Genomic DNA, 18,097 nt, shown 5'->3' with positions numbered 1-18,097 from the left:
AGCCATCGGGCTCCAGAGACGCCTCGTGATTCAATACGCCCTGTACTGTTCAAATGGCCATCACTACGACGCCTGGTTCAAGAACGCCGCCGCGTTCGAGGAGCAGCAGGCGCGCGGCATTGTCAGTTGCGCGGTGTGTGGCGATGCCCGCGTGCAAAAGGCCTTGATGGCCCCGGCGGTGGCGCGCAGCGGCAAGGGCCAGGCTTCGCTCAGCGCCGGGCAGCCCGATGCTGCCCAGATCCGCCAGATGCTGCGGGCCTATCGGCAGAAGGTGATCAGCGAGGCCGATTATGTCGGCGACCGCTTTGCCGAAGAGGCCCGCAAGATCCATTTCGAGGAAGTGGCACCACACGGCATCTATGGCGAGGCCAGCCGCGACGACGTGATGGCGCTGGCCGAAGAGGGCATCGACTTCATGCCGCTGCCGGACCTGCCCGAAGAACACAACTGATCCAGTTCCGAACCGGCAGGCCCGGTTCCGATTCCGCGCGCCATTCCCGGCGCAGTCAAACGGAGAAACATCTTGAGCACACTCGACGCAGCCCTTTCGGGCACCTTTGCCATTGGTGGTGACCTCACGGTCAATCGCCTGGGCTTTGGCGCCATGCGCATTACCGGCAAGGGTATCTGGGGTCCGCCGGAGGATCCCGAGCAGGCCAAGGCGACGCTGCGCCGCCTGCCTGAACTCAATGTCAATTTCATCGATACGGCGGAAAGCTATGGGCCCTATGTCAGCGAGCAGCTGATCGGGGAGGCACTGGCGCCCTATGGCAAGGGCACCATTGTCGCCACCAAGAGCGGGCTCACGCGCACCGGGCCGGACGAATGGCATCAGCTGGCGCGGCCCGAATTCCTGCGCCAGGGCTGGTGGCCACCAGCCTGAGGCGGCTCAAGCGTGAGGTGATCGATCTCTGGCAGTTGCACCGCATCGACGCCAAGGTGCCGCGCGCCGACCAGTTCGGCGCCATTGCCGACATGCAGAAGGCCGGGCTGATCCGCCATGTGGGTCTGAGTGAAGTCAGCGTCGAGGACATCAAGGAAGCGCAGCAGTACTTCAAGGTGACCACGGTGCAGAACATGTACAATCTGGTCAGCCGCAAGGCGGAAGCCGTATTGGAATTCTGCGAAGCCAACACTATCGGCTTCATCCCCTGGCGTCCGATCGATGGCGGCAATCTGGAATCCACCAGTGCCGAATTCAAGGCCATCATGGACAAGCACGCGGCCTCGGCCAGCCAGATCGCCCTGGCCTGGATGCTCAAGCGCTCGCCCGTCATGCTGCCCATTCCGGGCACCGGCAAGGTCAAGCACCTGGAAGACAATGTGGCAGCCGCCGCGATCAGGCTCAGCGACGACGATTTCGCGACGCTCGACAAGATCGGCAAGACGGCCTGACCTTCTGCCCGTGAACTGACCAGGGCCGGCGGCGTACAGCGTTGCCGGCCTTCGCTTTTGCGCCGGGTCAGTCGATATCGATGTCTGGGGGGGGGTAGGTCGGCTCGATGGGGAGGGTGGAATCCCCGCCATCGAACCTAACCAGCGGGCAATCTTGGCAGACCGCCTTCGGCTGAGCGAGCGTCTAGCACCGGCTGATGGGCTTGTCACGCGTTTGTCGTGATTGAATCGGGGGGAGCCGACCTATTTGCGTCTGCCCTCAATCCGGGCAATCGGACCAGGCCACCGCGCGCTATCCCCGCCCGGTCGCGCCTTGGCGCGGCCGGGTGCAGGGTCTTGCTTCAGCTCCAGAGCTTGTCGATGGCCTCCCGGTCGCGCACGGCGCCGCGGGCTGCGGAGGTGGCAAAGGCAGCATAGGCCTTGAGCGAGGTGGTGACATTGCGCTTGCGCGGCTGGGCGGGCTTCCAGCCGAGCTGGTCCTGATCGTGGCGGCGCTGCACCAGTTCGTCATCGGTCACCAGCAGGGTGATCGAGCGGTTGGGGATATCGATCTCGATGATATCGCCTTCGCGCACCAGGCCGATGGTGCCGCCTTCGGCGGCCTCCGGCGAGACATGGCCGATGGAGAGGCCCGAGGTGCCGCCCGAAAAGCGGCCATCGGTCAGCAGGGCGCAGGCTTTGCCCATGCCCTTGGATTTGAGATAGCTCGTCGGATAGAGCATTTCCTGCATGCCGGGGCCGCCGCGCGGGCCCTCATAGCGGATGACGAGCACGTCGCCTTCCTTGATCTGGTTGGTCAGGATCGCCTTGACGGTGTCGTCCTGGCTCTCGAACACCCGGGCCGGGCCGGAGAATTTGAGAATGGATTCGTCGACGCCGGCGGTTTTGACGATGCAGCCGTCAATGGCGATATTGCCCTTGAGCACGGCCAGACCGCCATCCTTGGAGAAGGCATGTTCGGCCGAGCGGATGACGCCGTCCTTGCGGTCGAGGTCGAGCTCGGTCCAGCGGTTGGACTGGCTGAAGGCCTGGGTGGTGCGCACGCCGCCGGGTGCGGCCATATAGAACTGGCGGACACTCTCGGAGTTGGTGCGGGAGATGTCCCATTTGTCGAGGGCATCGCCGATAGTGGCGATGTGGACAGTGGGCTCGTTGCGATTGATCAGACCGGCGCGGTCGAGCTGGCCCAGGATGGACATGATGCCACCGGCACGATGCACGTCTTCCATATGCACGTCGGCCTTGGCCGGGGCGACCTTGGACAGCACCGGCACGCGGCGGCTGAGCTGGTCGATGTCATCCATGGTGAAATCGACGCCGCCCTCATGGGCGGCCGCCAGGATATGCAGCACGGTATTGGTCGAGCCGCCCATGGCGATGTCGAGGGTCATGGCGTTTTCGAAAGCGGCCTTGGTGGCGATCGAGCGGGGCAGCACGGAGGCATCGTCCTGCTCGTACCAGCGTTTGGTGATCTCGACGATGACTCGACCGGCTTCCTCGAACAGGTGCTTGCGATCTGAATGGGTGGCCAGGGTCGAACCATTGCCGGGCAGGCTGAGGCCGAGGGCTTCGGTCAGGCAGTTCATCGAATTGGCAGTGAACATGCCCGAGCATGAGCCGCAGGTGGGGCAGGCGGCTTCTTCGACGGCCTGGACTTCCTCGTCGCTATACTGGTCGTCGGCGGCCATCACCATGGCATCGACCAGGTCGAGGGCCTGCAACTTGCCCTTAAGCATGGCCTTGCCGGCTTCCATCGGGCCGCCCGAGACGAAGATCACCGGGATATTGATGCGCATGGCGGCGTTGAGCATGCCGGGGGTGATCTTGTCGCAGTTGGAGATGCAGACCATGGCGTCGGCGCAGTGGGCGTTGACCATATATTCCACCGAGTCGGCGATCAGGTCGCGGCTGGGCAGCGAATAGAGCATGCCGTCATGGCCCATGGCGATGCCGTCATCGACCGCGATGGTGTTGAACTCCTTGGCCACGCCGCCGGCGGCCTCGATCTGGCGGGCCACCAGCTGGCCAAGATCCTTGAGATGGACATGGCCGGGCACGAACTGGGTGAAGGAATTGACCACGGCGATGATGGGCTTGCCGAAATCGCCGTCCTTCATGCCGGTGGCGCGCCAGAGGCCACGGGCGCCGGCCATGTTGCGGCCATGAGTGGTGGTACGGGAGCGATAAACAGGCATGGTTGTCCTCGGTAAGCGTGTGCGCCTGCATACTGGCGCGATTACCCTGTGTTTAGACCCATTCCAGACGGCGATCAATGCAGAACCGTACCGTACGGTACGGCAAGCGTCGGTCGAGGCAAGAGTGGAGCCTTGCATCTAAGCTGCGGATGGGGCGTTGTAAGCCGAACAGCCCGGAGGCAGTGATGGACGAGACACGCAAGAGTTACCGGCAGGTCGCGGTGGGCAGCAAGAATCCGCTGGCGGTCACCGTCGGCATCGAGCGCGATGACCAAGGCGGGCACAAGGCGGCGGTATGGTGGGAGTCGGTTGCCGATATCGATGGCGACGAGGCGGAATATGCTGACCTGGACGCAGCGTTCGCCGCTGCAGAGGCCGCGCGGGCACTGCATGGCTTTCGCGAGGTTGTGGTGGTGCTGCAGGAAGGCCTCGACTGGGACGAGAGCTGGGGCGGGCTGCGCAGCGCGCCCATCGACAAGGAGCCGATCGGCGACATCAGCGCGGCCGGGCTGTCGCCCGACGAGAGCTACACCCTGGCCGCCGGCATCGAAGCCGAGCGCGACGCCTAGTTATTGATGCTCAAAATGCCCCACTGCGTGTCGGCGCAATCGTCGTCCAGGCAGATATTGGTTATCCAGAGGGCACCATTGGCCAAGCCAACGCCTTCGCTGGTGACAATGAGATCGGCATAGTCCTGGCCGGCCAGGGCATCCTGTGTCTCCTCGGTCAGCAGGCTGTCGAAATTGTCGACCAGATCCCGCGCCTCGAAGATGTCATAGACCTCGCCATTGGCATTGACCGTCATGGGGTAGAGCCCGAGATCGGCAATGGCGGTTGGGTTATCGAACAGGAAGGCGTCCTGAATCAGTGCGAAAACCTCGTTGAAGCCATCCACATTGCCGTGGATGTTCTCGATGCTGGCCATGACGTCCTCTTCGCTCTGGGCGAGGACAGGGCCTGCAAGAGCCAGGGCGACAGTGAGAGTGATGGCAAAAACGGTATGGCGCATGCTGGCTCCGGCGGGGTGAGGATGGCAGACATAGCCCATCAGGGAATGGCTGTAGCGGTTAAGTTGGGTGATCAGGCGGCAGGGCGCTCGGCCATCACCATATAGTTGATCGCCATGTCCCGCGACTGGCGCCATTCGTCGGCCAGCGGGTGATATACCACACCCGTTTCCGCGGTCACCGTCAGGCCGTTGCGGGTGATCAAGGTCTTGATCTCGTCGGGGGTGAGGAACTTGTTCCAGTCATGCGTGCCGACCGGAAGCCAGCGCAGGACGCGTTCGGCGCCAAAGACCGCCAGGGCATAGGCGCGCGCCGTGCGGTTGAGCGTGGCGGTCAGCATCAGCCCGCCCGGCTTGACCAGGTCGGCGCAGCTTTTCATGTAGAGCGGCACGTTGTCGACATGCTCGACCACTTCCATGTTGAGCACCAGATCAAAGGTCTTGCCCTGGGCCGCCAGGGCCTCGCTGGTCGTGGCCTGGTAGTCGATGGCGAGGCCGGACTTTTCGGCGTGCAGCCGGGCAATGGTGATGTTGCGCTCGGCCGCGTCGATGCCGGTAACGGTCGCGCCCAGGCGCGCCAGCGGCTCGCAGAGCAGGCCGCCGCCGCAACCGACGTCAAGGATGCTGAGGCCGGCAAAGGGCCGCATGGCGGCGCCGTCGAGGCCGAAATGGGCCAGCAGGTGCTCGCGGATATAGGTCAGGCGCACCGGATTGAACTTGTGCAGCGGCTTGAATTTGCCCTTGGGATCCCACCACTGCTCGGCCATCGCGGTGAACTTGGCGATCTCGGCATCATTGATGGTGGTCTCGGTCATGGCGTGGCACTCCTTGTGGCGCCATATGACCCAGTCGGTGTGGCACAGGCAAGGTACGTGGCGTCGCGGGCGGCGGATCAGAGTTGATCGGCCGCATGGATTGTCGTATGTCCGGCGCCAAATAGAGCGTACCGGCGGGTTCGGCCGGAGGAACGGGGTAGGGTCTTGGCCCGTATAGTCGTCAAGTTTGGTGGCACGTCAGTGGCTACCGTTGAGCGTATTCGCCAGGCCGCGCGGCACGTCAAGCGCGAGGTCGATGCCGGTCACGAGGTTGCCGTGGTGGTTTCGGCCATGAGTGGCAAGACCAATGAGCTGGTCGGCTGGGTCAATGAGGCCAGCGCCCTGCATGATGCACGCGAGTATGATGCCGTGGTCGCCTCGGGCGAGCAGGTCACGGCCGGGCTGATGGCCATCGTGCTGAGCGAAATGGGTATCCAGTCGCGTTCCTTTGCCGGCTGGCAGGTGCCCATCCATACCGATGACGCGCATGGCGCGGCGCGTATTACCGACATTGATCCGACCGAACTCGACAAGCGCCTGCGCGATGGCTGGGTGCCGGTGATTACCGGCTTTCAGGGCATCTCGCCGCATGGTCGCGTCACAACTTTGGGTCGTGGCGGTTCGGACACCTCGGCGGTGGCGGTGGCGGCGGCGATCAAGGCGGATCGCTGCGATATCTACACCGATGTGGACGGCGTTTACACGACTGACCCGCGCATCGTGCCCAAGGCGCAGCGGCTGACCAAAATTTCCTTCGAGGAAATGCTGGAAATGGCCTCGCTGGGCGCCAAGGTGCTCATGATCCGCTCGGTCGAGATGGCCATGGCCTATAAGGTGCGGCTGCTGGTCCGCTCCAGTTTTGACGATCCGGATGCGCCGCAGCTGGCGCCCGATGGTTCCCCCGGGGTTCCCGGCACGCTCGTATGCGATGAGGATGAGATCATGGAAAAGCAGATCGTTTCGGGCGTGACGCTCGCCAAGGCCGAGGCCAAGATCACCCTGCGCGACGTCAAGGACAATCCGGGCGTGGCGGCCGCGATCTTTGGTACGCTTGCGGACCAAGGCATTATCGTGGACATGATCGTGCAGAATATCGCCGATGACGGGGCCACCACCGACATTACCTTTACGGTGCCCGACAGCGAGTATGATAAGGCCATCAAGACCCTAAAAGACGCCGGCGACCGTATCGAATATGCCCGCATTTCGGGCTCCAAGGGCGGGGCCAAGGTCTCGGTGGTCGGCGTGGGCATGCGCAGTCATGCCGGTGTAGCCTCCTCGATGTTCAAGGCCCTGGCGGACAAGGGCATCAATATCCAGCTGATCACCACATCCGAGATCAAGACCTCGGTGCTGATCGACGAGCAATATGCCGAGCTTGCGGTTCGGGCCCTGCATACTTATTACGGGTTGGACAAGAAGGACGCATAAGCTCGCTCGAGGGGGTTGAGCCGCGTCCACCAAAGGGGGGCGGCTTTGCGGGCCGCCTAAGGGTTAGATGGTCACGACCACAGGCGGCCCACGCGTGCTGCTCAGGCAATTGCGCGAGACAATGGCGGAGCCGCTGGCTTCGCAGGCGCGGCTCGACAAGATCGTCGGCCTGATCGCCGACAATATGCATGCCGATGTGTGCTCGTTTTACGTGCTGCGCGACGACGGTGCGCTCGAGCTGTTTGCCTCCAAGGGCCTAGCCGCCGAATCGGTGCACATGACGACGCTGCGGCTGGGCGAAGGCCTGGTCGGGCTGATTGCAGCAGAGGCCGAGCCGCTCAGCCTCGACGACGCCACCAGCCACCCTGCCTTTGCCTATCGTCCGGAAACCGGCGAAGAGCGCTACAATGCCTTTCTGGGCGTGCCGGTATTGCGGGCCGGCCAGACGCTGGGCGTGCTGGTGGTACAGAATGCCGAGCGGCGCCACTACGGCGAAGACGAAACCGAGGCGATGCTGACTACGGCCACAATTCTGGCCGAGATGATCGCCACCTCCGATTTTGACAATCTGATCAAGCCGGGGTCCGATATCGATCTCAGGCGACCCCGCATGTTTACCGGCGTCAGTTTTACCGACGGCATCGCCCTGGGCACGGTCGTTCTGCATGATCCGCGTGTGGTGGTCTCCAACTTCATCGCCGAAGATACCGACCTCGAAAAGGTGCGGCTGGAGACGGCGCTCGAGACCATGCGGGTCTCGATCGATGCCATGCTGGACCATGGCGACATGGCCGGCCCGACGGATCATCGCGAGATTCTCGAAACCTATCGCATGTTCGCCAATGACCGGGGCTGGGTGCACCGGCTGACCGAGGCGATCGAGAATGGGCTCAGCGCCGAAGCAGCCGTGGAGCGGGTGCAGAACGATACCCGGGCCCGCATGCTGCGCCAGACCGATCCCTATATCCGCGACCGGCTGCATGACCTCGACGACCTGGCCAACCGGCTGCTGCGGGTGCTGACCGGGGACGGCCATGCGCTCGCGCACAAGGCACTGCCGGACAATGCGATTCTCGTGGCCCGCAATATGGGCCCGGCCGAGCTGCTTGAATACGACCGGACCAAGCTGCGCGGCATCGTGCTCGAAGAGGGCGGGACGACGGCGCATGTCGCCATCGTGGCGCGCTCGCTGGGCATGGTGGCGGTGGGGCAGGCGCAATCGATCGTCTCGATGTGCGAAAGCGGCGACGACATCATTCTCGATGGCACGGCAGGGCTCGTCCATCTGCGGCCGACGCCGGACATCGTTCAGGCCTATGCCGACAAGGTCAAGGTCTCGGCCAGGCGTCGGGCGCATTATGCCGCGCTCAAGGACAAGCCAAGCATCACCAGGGACGGGGTGGCCATCACCCTGCTGCACAATTCGGGGCTGGTGGCAGACCTGCCCATGCTCGACGATACCGGCGCCGCCGGGGTGGGGCTGTTCCGCACCGAACTGCAGTTCATGATTGCCAGCAAGCTGCCCAAGCTGGGTGAGCAGACCGAGCTCTATGCCGAGGCCATGGCCATTGCCGGCGAGCGGCCCGTGGTATTCCGGCTGCTCGACATCGGCGGCGACAAGGTCTTGCCCTATCAGCGCTCCATGGCCGAGGAAAACCCGGCCATGGGGTTTCGGTCCATTCGCCTTGGCCTCGAGCGGCCGGGGCTGCTGCGCACGCAGATCCGGGCGCTGCTGCTGGCGGCCAATGGCCGGCCACTCAAGATCCTGGTGCCGATGGTCACCGAAACGTTCGAATTCGTGCAGACCCGCAAGGTCGTCGACAAGGAAGTGGCGCGCCTGCGCCGCGCCGGCACGCCGGTCCCGAGCCGGCTCGAACTGGGGGTGATGGTGGAAGTGCCCTCGCTGCTGTTCGAGCTCGACCAGCTGCTGCCGCTGGCCGATTTCGTCTCCATCGGCTCCAATGATCTGGTGCAGTTCCTGACGGCATCGGACCGCGCCAATCCGCGCGTCGCCAAGAACTACGATCCGATCGGCATGCCGCGGCTGCGCGCCATCAGGCTCGTCGTGGACGCCGCACGGCGCTACAACATCCCCATCACCATGTGCGGCGAGCTGGCCGGCAAGCCGCTCGAGGCGCTGGCGCTGATGGCGGTGGGCATGACCCGGCTCTCCATGGGGCCGGCATCGATCGGGCCGATCAAGGAACTGGTGCTCAATCTGGACCTCAAGCCGATCCAGCAATCGGTGGGTGCGGCGCTCAGCGATGGCGCGCAGGGGATCACGATCCGGCAATTGCTGCAGGAATGGATAGAGAAACAAAACCTGCCCATGTAGGGCGGCGCTTGAAGTTGATCGTCATGGCCATTACAGGCACGGTGTCACCCGGCGAAAGCCGGGGGCCATCCTGAGATGTCGCTGCCGGTGCCCCGATCTTGCGCCGACAGTGCGCTCTCAGGATGGAGCCTGGTCTGCGCCGGGATGACACCGAGTTTTTGACAGCGCGGTGCGTTGCCCGCACAGGATTTTTACAACCATGGCCTCCCTTCCCCAGGACAAGCTCGACGCCCTCGAGACGCGGTTTCAATATGTTGAAGCGGCGCTGTCGGGTGGTGCCGGTCCCGATGAGTTCGTCAAGTTCTCCAAGGAACATGCCGAACTGGCGCCGATCGTGGAGCAGATCCGCGCCTATTCCAAGGCCCTCAAGGACCGCAAGGAGGCCGAGGCGCTGCTCAAGGGCGGCGACAAGGAAATGGCCGAGATGGCCCAGGCCGAGATCGAGGAACTGGACGAACGCATCGAAGAGCTTTTCCAGGCGGTGCGGGTGCTGCTGCTGCCCAAGGACGAGGCCGACGAAAAGTCGATTATCCTCGAAATCCGCGGCGGCACGGGCGGCGACGAGGCGGCCTTGTTCGCCGGGGACCTGTTTCGCATGTATGAGCGCTATGCCGTCAATCACGGCTGGAAGGTCACCGTGATGGAAGAGAGTCCGGGGGAAATGGGGGGCTTCAAGGAAATCATCGCCAATGTCTCGGGCAAGGGCGTCTATGCACGCATGAAATTCGAAAGCGGCGTGCATCGTGTGCAGCGCGTGCCGGCCACCGAAGGTTCGGGCCGCATCCATACCTCGGCAGCGACCGTGGCCGTGCTGCCCGAGGTGGAGGACATCGACATCGAAATTCGCACCGAAGACATCCGCATCGATACGATGCGCGCCTCGGGCGCCGGAGGCCAGCACGTCAACACCACCGATTCGGCGGTGCGCATCACCCATATTCCCTCGGGCATCGTCGTCACCTCGGCGATGAAGAGCCAGCACCAGAACCGGGCGCTGGCCATGCAGGTGCTGCGCTCGCGGCTCTATGACATGCAGCGCGAGGAGCGCGATTCTGCCCGTTCGGCCGAGCGCAAGGGGCAGGTGGGCTCAGGCGACCGCTCCGAACGCATCCGCACCTATAATTTCCCCCAGGGTCGGGTCACCGACCATCGCATCAATCTGACGCTCTACAAGCTGGACAAGGTCATTACCGGGGAAGCGCTGGATGAGCTGATCGAGGCGCTGATCACCGAAAATCAGGCGGCCCAGCTCTCCGCCATGGAGCAGCCCAACTGAGCCATCCGCCCACCATCGGTGCGCTGTGGCGCAGCTGGCGCGATGTGCTGAGCCGGCTGGGCTTTGAGACTGCGGCGCTGGACGCCAAGTTGCTCACCCAGCACGGGCTGGGCCTGAATGCGCTGGACCTGGCGACACGCGAAAACCAGATCGTCGATCCGGCGGGTGCCGAGCGCGTCGCGGCCCTTCTGCAGCGGCGGCTGACCGGGGAATCGGTGGCGCGGATCATCGGCGAACGGGAGTTCTATGGCCTGGCGTTCAGCCTCAATGCGGCGACGCTGGAACCGCGGCCGGATACCGAACTGCTGGTCGACCTGGCCCTGGGCATGATGACGGCAGGCGGGCGGCTGCTTGATCTGGGTACCGGGACGGGCTGCATTCCCATCGCCATGCTGGCCAACATGGACGATATCAGCGCGGTGGCGGTCGATCTCAGCGCGCTGGCACTCGAGGCGGCGGGCTGCAATGCGGCCCGCCACGGCGTGGCGGATCGGCTCACCCTGCTGGCAGGCAGCTGGTTTGAGCCGCTTGCGCCGCAGCGGTTCGATATCATCGTCTCCAATCCGCCCTATATCACCTCGGCCGTGGTCGAGACGCTGGCGCCGGAGGTGAAGGATTTCGACCCGCGACTGGCGCTCGATGGCGGGCCCGACGGGCTGGCGCCCTATCGTATCCTTGCCGCGCAAGCCGATGCCTGGCTGACCGAGGGTGGACGCATAGTGCTGGAGATCGGGCATGACCAGGGGGCGGCCGTGAGTGAGCTGTTTCTGGAGGCCGGTTTTGAGGAAGTCAGCGTGCATCGGGATCTGGCCGGGCTTGATCGGGTGGTGGTGGCGCACCATGTTAACGACATCGTCAGGCCGGGTTGAGAGCGACCCGCAATTAATGCTGGCAAAGCGAACCCGAACACGATAGTTTGCCCGTGCTGTCAAAGGCGCTTCATGAGCGCCACGGCGACATGCCACCCGAAACGTCCGGATGCTGCAAGCGGCAGCGCGGTTCCAGCAGAGGCTGGAATAACGCAGGACGGCTCTGGAAACGCCGTCAGACGGTTTCGGTCTTCATGAAGCCAATTAGAGCCCTACGACTGCAGGCTTCGGCCTTCGCGGGGAGCTGCCCGATCAGGCAAGATGCCGGTCCGCCAGCAGTGTGACGCTTATTTTTCTAGAGTTAGATAAAGCGACCAGATGAGACCCAATAACCAGAACAACAAAAACCGGCAGCGTGGCCGGAACGGCGGACGCAAGCACGTCAATCCGTTGTCCCGCAATTTCGAGAGCAATGGTCCGGATGTGAAGGTGCGCGGCAACGCGGCCCATGTCGCCGAGAAATATCTGCAGCTGGCGCGCGACGCGCAGTCGAGCGGCGACTCGGTGATGGCGGAGAATTATCTCCAGCATGCGGAGCACTATTTCCGCATCGTTTCGAGCGCCCAGCAGGCCCAGAACGGCATCCGCCCCGACGGCCAGGACGATGGCGATTTTGACGACGATATGCCCGAGATGAACTCGCGCTTCGCTTCGCCCCAGCCGCAACCGCAGCCGCAGTCGCCCGATAGCGATGAGCAGGGCGATGGCGAACAGCGCCAGCCGCGCCAGGAGCGTCCCGAGGCCGAACGCGCCCCGCGGCCTGACCGCAGCCGGCCCCGCCCGGATCGCGAGCGGCCCGATCGTGACCGTCCTGCCGCTGCTGCGGGCGAGAACGAGGCGCCTGCCGCAAGGCAGAGTGCCGGCCAGGACGAGGATGCGCCTGCCGTCGAGGCTGCTGCCGACGATGGCGAGGTCCGCAAGCCGCGCGAGCGCCGGCCCCGTCGCCGCCGTCCCGCCGGTGGTGATGGCGGTGCCGACCCGGCCAGTGCCGACCAGCCCGATATCGGCGAATTGCCGGCCTTTCTGACGGCCGGTTCGACCACGGCAGCCGAATAGGGCAACGAAGAGTTTCAAAACGGCCGGGCAGCAATGTCCGGCCTTTTTGTTTGCCCTTGCGGCTGTGTCGGCAGCAAAGACCTGCAACTTCGCTTGGCGCCCTTTTCCTTGGCAAATTTTGACCTACATCATGAGCAACCAGTCTCGTGCTGATATTGATCGGGCGGGAACAGGGAACACTTTCGGCGTGAGTGACGTGCTTTAGAGACGGCCTCGCGCGCGGCTAAAGGATGGTTGCATGAATATCGAAAAGTATACCGAACGGGCCCGCGGGTTCATCCAGAGTGCCCAGACCATGGCGCTGGGCAAGGGCCACCAGCAGTTTTCGCCGATCCACCTGCTTAAGGTGCTGCTCGACGACGATCAGGGCATGGCCAATGGCCTGATCGGGCGCGCCGGCGGCGACGCCAAGGCGGCACGGGCCGGCGTCGAGGCCGGCATTGCCAAGATCCCGACCGTTTCCGGCGATGCCGGTCAGCTCTATCTCGGGCGCGAACTGGCGCGGGTGTTCGACACCGCCGAGAGCGCGGCGCAGAAGGCCGGCGACAGCTATGTCACGGTCGAACGGCTGCTGCTGGCCCTGGTGGTCGAAAAAGACACCGATGCCGGCAAGATTCTGGCGTCCGCCGGGGTGACGCCGCAGGGGCTCAACACCGCCATCGAGGAAATCCGCAAGGGCCGCAGTGCCGATTCGGCGACTGCCGAGAACAGCTATGATGCGCTCAAGAAATATGCGCGCGACCTGACGCAGGATGTGCGCGAAGGCAAGCTTGACCCGGTGATCGGCCGCGACGAGGAAATCCGTCGCACCATCCAGGTGCTGAGCCGCCGCACCAAGAACAATCCGGTGCTGATCGGCGAGCCCGGCGTGGGCAAGACGGCTATCGCCGAGGGCCTCGCCATCCGCATCGTCAATGGCGACGTGCCTGAATCGCTCAAGAACAAGTCGCTGCTGTCGCTCGACATGGGCGCGCTGATTGCCGGCGCAAAATATCGCGGCGAGTTCGAGGAACGCCTCAAGGCCGTGCTGAACGAGGTCACCTCCTCGGACGGTCAGATCATCCTTTTCATCGACGAAATGCACACGCTGGTGGGCGCGGGCAAGTCCGATGGCGCCATGGATGCGTCCAACCTGCTCAAGCCGGCTCTGGCGCGGGGCGAACTGCACTGCGTCGGCGCCACGACGCTCGACGAATATCGCAAGCATGTGGAAAAGGATCCGGCTCTGGCCCGGCGCTTCCAGCCCGTCTTCGTGGATGAACCGACGGTGGAAGACACCATCTCGATCCTGCGCGGGCTCAAGGAAAAGTACGAGCTGCACCACGGCATTCGCATTTCGGACTCCGCGCTGGTCAGCGCGGCGACGCTGTCCAGCCGCTACATTGCCGACCGATTCCTGCCCGACAAGGCTATCGACCTGATGGATGAGGCGGCGGCGCGCCTGCGCATGGCCGTGGACAGCAAGCCCGAGGCGCTGGACGAGCTTGATCGGCGCATCATGCAGCTCAAGATCGAGCGCGAGGCGCTGCGCAAGGAAGACGATGACGGCTCGCGGCTGCGGCTGGAGCGGCTGGAAACCGAACTGGGCGGGCTCGAGGAGCAGGCCCAGGGTCTGTCGGCCAAGTGGCTGGCGGAAAAGGAACGCCTGCAGGGCAGCCAGAAGCTCAAGGAAGAGCTCGATGCCGCGCGCAGCCAGCTCGAAATCGCGCAGCGCCAGGGCGACCTCGCCAAGGCCGGGGAGCTCGCCTATGGCGTCATTCCCGGCCTCGAAAAGCGCATCGCCACGGCCGAAGACAGCAATGGCGACGGCAAGCCCGATGCGCTGATGGCCGCCGAAGTGGTGACGCCCAGCGATATCGCCCAGGTGGTCAGCCGCTGGACCGGCATCCCGGTCGACCGGATGCTGGAGGGCGAGCGCGAGAAGCTGCTGCATATGGAAGCCTCGCTGGGCGCCAGGGTGATCGGCCAGGCCGAGGCCGTGGCTGCCGTCGCCCGTGCCGTGCGGCGCTCGCGCGCCGGGCTGCAGGATCCGAACCGGCCGATCGGCTCGTTCATGTTCCTCGGACCAACCGGTGTGGGCAAGACCGAACTGACCAAGAGCCTGGCGCAGTTCCTGTTCGATGACGAGACCGCCATGGTGCGGCTCGACATGAGCGAATATATGGAAAAGCACTCGGTGGCCCGGCTGATCGGGGCGCCTCCCGGCTATGTCGGTTACGAGGAAGGCGGGGCGCTGACCGAAGCGGTACGCCGCCGGCCCTATCAGGTCGTGCTGTTCGACGAGATCGAGAAGGCGCATCCGGACGTGTTCAATGTGCTGCTGCAGGTGCTCGATGACGGCCGCCTGACGGACGGGCAGGGGCGTACGGTGGACTTCCGCAATACCGTGATCATCCTCACCTCCAATCTGGGGAGCGAGTATCTGGTCGATCTCAAGGACGGCGAATCGGTCGAGCTGGTGCGCGGCAAGGTGCTCGACATGGTCAAGGCGGCGTTCCGACCGGAATTCCTCAACCGGGTCGACGAGATCTTGCTGTTCCATCGCCTGGGTCGCGAGCATATGGGCGCCATTGTCGACATCCAGTTCGGGCGGCTGCAGGAACTGCTCAAGGAACGCGATATCGGCCTCGAGCTGACACCGGCAGCGCGCGCCTGGCTGGCCAATGAGGGCTATGATCCCGCCTATGGCGCCAGGCCGCTCAAGCGGGTCATCCAGCGCGAAGTGCAGGATGGGCTGGCCGACGAAATCCTCGCCGGCCGGGTCAGCGATGGCAGCCGGGTGGTGGTCGATGCCAATGATGCGGGGATCGTGCTGCATCCCGGCGGCCTGGCCAACCAGGCTGCCTGACCAAGCAAGGCCGGTCGAAAGACCGGCCTTTTTTCTTGTCAGTCTGCCGATGGCTGATTAGAACAAAAGACGAACAAGGAGCGGCGCATGGTTGAACAGATCGACTATATCGAATTTCCCTCCAGTGACCGGGCGGCCACCAGCGCGTTCTTCGCCAGTGCCTTTGGCTGGGGTCGGGTCGGCTATGGGGCCGACTATGACGGGCTGGAAGGCGCCGGCATTGATGGCGGGGTCGATCAGGCCGAGGGCAGGGTTGCCACCACAATGGCCATCGTGCGCACCGATGACCTCGATGATGCCGAGCGTCGCGTCCTGGCGGCGGGCGGGGTGATGACGCAGGGGCAGTTCGACTTTCCCGGCGGCCGGCGGTTTCATTTCCGCGAACCGGGCGGCAATGAGCTGGCTGTCTGGATCAGCCGCGGCTAGGACGCGGCTGACGCGTCCGAAAACGCCGGCCCAGGCTAATTGGCCTGGGCGACGGCGACCGGGGCTGCCTCGCGCTGCATCAGATCGTCCATCTGCGCCATGGTCCGGGCGAATTCGCCCTGATATTGCTGGGCCAGGATGTTGTCCTTGGGCAGCTTGACGCTGAGCGGATCGACCAGATTGCCGTTGATCTTGATCTCGAAATGCAGATGCGGTCCGGTGGACTGGCCGGTCGAACCGACATAGCCGATGATCTGGCCCTGGCGCACCCGGCTGCCCACCGACAGCCCGTCGACATAGCGCGACATGTGGCCATAGGCGGTTTCATAGCCGTTGACGTGCTTGATCTCGACCTTGTTGCCATAGCCGGACTGCCATTTGTAATAGTCGATCACGCCATCGCCAGCGGCATAGATCGGCGTGCCCGAACGGGCCGCCAGATCGACACCGGTATGCAGCCGGCGGGTCTTGAAGATGGGGTGGATGCGATAGCCGAAGCGCGAACGCAACACGCCGCCGCCTTCGAGCGGCCGGCGCGTCAGGAAGCGCTTGCCGGTTTCGCCGTCCGGATCATAGAAATCGATGACGCCGTCTTCGGTGCCGAAGCGGTAGAGCTTGCGGGTGGTGCTTCCCAGGGTGAGCGCAACATAGAGCAGTTCGGCCGGCCGACCGGCCTCGGGCACGGTCTCCAGGATCTCGATGCCGTCGCCGGCCGTGATCCGCTTGGTCATGTCGACGTCATAGGCATACATGCCGATGATGCGCTCGATGGTGGCGTCGTCCAGATCGTGCTTGCGGCCGGTCTCCCAGATCGAGCGATAGACAGTGGGCAGGTTGGCGACGTTGATTTCTTCGGTATCCTCGGCGGGGAATTCAACGAAATCGGGCTCGATTCCCAGCACATATTGACCGGTATCGGTCAGGGCGACAGTGGCCTGGTAGGTGTAGCTGCCATCCTCGCGGGGCTCGTAGAGACTCATGCGATAAGGCACGAGGCTAGTCGCCTCGCGGCTGAGCGGCCCATAGAGAATGCGCAGCCGCGTCTTGGCCGGCAGGTCGGTGGTGCGCAGTACATTGCGCAGCGCGTCGATCACCAGGGCCGACTGATTGGCGGAAAAGCCGTTCCGGCCCAGCACGTCGGGCAGGGAAGCGGCGTCGCGCAGGGTCAGGAAGCGTTCGGAGCGGCCCAGCCCGGCTTCGGAGGCCGTGGTGGTCTTGGGTATAACGGTCACGTTTTCAGCAACGCCGCCAATGGTGCTGCCATCGGCGAGGCGCCCGAGGTCGCGCACCGTCGGGCCGAGCGCAGCATAGGCCAGGGCCGGCGCGCCGCCATCGATGGAAGTGTCGGATTCGATCAGCCGGCGGACGAATTCGGCGGCAGACTGGTCGGTGATGGATGGGAGGGGCACGAAAGCGGCCGGCATGTCGGCCAGGTGGACGGCGACCTCGCCTTCGACCTCGGCGCCATAGACGTCGGTATTGACCGCGACGGCGTCGGCGGCGGCAGCAATGGGCTGGGTGGCATTGAGAATGGCGACCGGATCATATTCGGCAATGCCGTCCGACAGCGAGGTGGCGGCCGTGGCCAGCGTCGCCCGGATACGCATGAAGGGCTGGTTGCGGATCATGTCGCGGCCGTCGACGGTTTCGCGGATCGAGGCCTCGATGATTTCGAGGTCGGAGCGGGTCGCGGCGACCGGCCGGATGCGGGAGGACTTGGCCAGCATGTCGGTGACGGCCTGACCCTCGAGCTTGGGACGCGACAGCTGCAGGGCCTCATAGGCCGTGGAAAAGGTGCCCTGGCCCTGGAAGGACACATAGAGTGCGGCGCCCATCAGCATGACGCTGGTCAGCCCGGTCATCACGGTGCCCGTCAGCCAGGCAAAGCTCAGCTCGCGGCCATGGGGAATTTCACCGTCGGTCGATTGCACCGTCAGTGCCGGACTGTCTTCAAAGCCGGTGGCCTTGAGCAGGGCGGCATGGCGGTTTCTCTGCGCTGCGTTCAACGCCCCATCCTTTGGTCTGTCATGCAGATCCCCCTTGCCGGTCTGGTGCCGGCTCATGCCCCTGGTGTCGCTCGCGCTCACGTATGTGCGCGGAGTCTATATCAACCGGCCGGTTCATATCTAAGGAAAATGCGGCAAAACTGCGTGTGCGGCGAGGGCGGGGGCTGCAGGACCGGCCGGGCAGGAGGCGAGGGAACACCCCATTGGTGCCGGCGCCGGGTCTAAACCGGCGGTTGCCGGCAAAGGGCTCTTTGCCGCCAGCCAGTGTGCGCCGTCCGCCGACTCCCGTATTGCGGGCGGTTCAGCCCGGTTTTCCACATGGCCAGGACCGGCAAATCAGAAAATGACGGTTTTGTCGTTTTGAGGGGTTTACAGGCAAAAGGGCCGCCCCTATAACCCGGTCATCGCTTCAGGGCGCGGCGCCGAACGGCTCCGGACT

Annotated in this window: 13 protein-coding genes and 1 pseudogene; 10 read left to right on the top strand and 4 right to left on the bottom strand. The window is 64.3% G+C overall.

The genetic code is table 11. The features are described from left to right. The first annotated feature begins 25 nt into the window (after positions 1 to 25). Together AC4NN3_RS16430 and AC4NN3_RS16425 are read left to right on the top strand one after the other, a co-directional pair. Complete coding sequence (locus AC4NN3_RS16430; protein ID WP_491928173.1) at positions 26 to 451, top strand: DUF1178 family protein; 426 nt, start codon at positions 26 to 28, stop codon at positions 449 to 451. A gap of 72 nt (positions 452 to 523) precedes the next feature. Continuing rightward, positions 524 to 1,395, top strand: a pseudogene (locus AC4NN3_RS16425) (aldo/keto reductase). Between the two features lie 341 nt (positions 1,396 to 1,736). Here the strand turns inward: AC4NN3_RS16425 and ilvD are convergent. Further along, on the bottom strand, positions 1,737 to 3,590 hold the full coding sequence (gene ilvD / locus AC4NN3_RS16420) for a dihydroxy-acid dehydratase (protein ID WP_491928172.1): 1,854 nt from the start codon (positions 3,588 to 3,590) through the stop codon (positions 1,737 to 1,739). Between the two features lie 185 nt (positions 3,591 to 3,775). Between ilvD and AC4NN3_RS16415 the strand changes: the two genes are divergently transcribed. After that, on the top strand, positions 3,776 to 4,159 hold the full coding sequence (locus AC4NN3_RS16415; RefSeq protein WP_491928171.1) for a hypothetical protein: 384 nt from the start codon (positions 3,776 to 3,778) through the stop codon (positions 4,157 to 4,159). Here AC4NN3_RS16415 and AC4NN3_RS16410 read toward each other — a convergent pair. Together AC4NN3_RS16410 and ubiG are read right to left on the bottom strand one after the other, a co-directional pair. Further along, complete coding sequence (locus tag AC4NN3_RS16410; RefSeq protein ID WP_491928170.1) at positions 4,156 to 4,599, bottom strand: hypothetical protein; 444 nt, start codon at positions 4,597 to 4,599, stop codon at positions 4,156 to 4,158. The genes AC4NN3_RS16415 and AC4NN3_RS16410 overlap by 4 nt on opposite strands. A gap of 71 nt (positions 4,600 to 4,670) precedes the next feature. Beyond that, positions 4,671 to 5,411, bottom strand: a complete 741-nt coding sequence (ubiG, locus tag AC4NN3_RS16405; protein WP_491928169.1) for a bifunctional 2-polyprenyl-6-hydroxyphenol methylase/3-demethylubiquinol 3-O-methyltransferase UbiG — start codon at positions 5,409 to 5,411, stop codon at positions 4,671 to 4,673. A 165-nt stretch (positions 5,412 to 5,576) separates the two neighbouring features. Here ubiG and AC4NN3_RS16400 point away from each other — a divergent pair, with 165 nt between their 5' ends. The 7 genes from AC4NN3_RS16400 (at position 5,577) to AC4NN3_RS16370 (ending at position 15,652) form a co-directional block, all read left to right on the top strand. Continuing rightward, positions 5,577 to 6,842: an aspartate kinase gene (locus tag AC4NN3_RS16400; RefSeq protein WP_491928168.1), complete on the top strand. Its 1,266-nt coding sequence runs from the start codon at positions 5,577 to 5,579 to the stop codon at positions 6,840 to 6,842. Between the two features lie 67 nt (positions 6,843 to 6,909). Then, a complete protein-coding gene (ptsP, locus tag AC4NN3_RS16395; protein ID WP_491928167.1) occupies positions 6,910 to 9,177 on the top strand; it encodes a phosphoenolpyruvate--protein phosphotransferase in 2,268 nt (755 codons plus the stop codon). 199 nt (positions 9,178 to 9,376) lie between these two features. Further along, positions 9,377 to 10,453: a peptide chain release factor 1 gene (gene prfA, locus AC4NN3_RS16390; protein ID WP_491928166.1), complete on the top strand. Its 1,077-nt coding sequence runs from the start codon at positions 9,377 to 9,379 to the stop codon at positions 10,451 to 10,453. Then, positions 10,450 to 11,322 carry a peptide chain release factor N(5)-glutamine methyltransferase gene (gene prmC / locus AC4NN3_RS16385; protein WP_491928291.1) on the top strand — a complete coding sequence of 291 codons (873 nt, stop codon included), beginning with the start codon at positions 10,450 to 10,452 and terminating at the stop codon, positions 11,320 to 11,322. Before prfA ends, prmC begins: the two co-directional genes overlap by 4 nt. Before the next feature lie 318 nt (positions 11,323 to 11,640). Continuing rightward, positions 11,641 to 12,378, top strand: coding sequence for a DUF4167 domain-containing protein (locus AC4NN3_RS16380; protein WP_491928165.1), 738 nt, complete (start codon positions 11,641 to 11,643; stop codon positions 12,376 to 12,378). Between the two features lie 238 nt (positions 12,379 to 12,616). Next, positions 12,617 to 15,226 (top strand): ATP-dependent chaperone ClpB, encoded by a 2,610-nt coding sequence (gene clpB / locus AC4NN3_RS16375; protein WP_491928164.1) that lies wholly within the window; start codon positions 12,617 to 12,619, stop codon positions 15,224 to 15,226. A gap of 87 nt (positions 15,227 to 15,313) precedes the next feature. After that, positions 15,314 to 15,652 (top strand): VOC family protein, encoded by a 339-nt coding sequence (locus AC4NN3_RS16370; protein WP_491928163.1) that lies wholly within the window; start codon positions 15,314 to 15,316, stop codon positions 15,650 to 15,652. Between the two features lie 35 nt (positions 15,653 to 15,687). On the opposite strand, the gene AC4NN3_RS16365 is transcribed toward AC4NN3_RS16370, so the two are convergent. Beyond that, positions 15,688 to 17,658 (bottom strand): M23 family metallopeptidase, encoded by a 1,971-nt coding sequence (locus AC4NN3_RS16365; RefSeq protein WP_491928162.1) that lies wholly within the window; start codon positions 17,656 to 17,658, stop codon positions 15,688 to 15,690. Positions 17,659 to 18,097: the final 439 nt, after the last annotated feature.

Source organism: Devosia sp. MDV22-iso42, from assembly GCF_058629155.1.
Note: the sequence above shows the minus strand (reverse complement) of the source record. Positions and strands in the feature narration are given on the sequence as shown.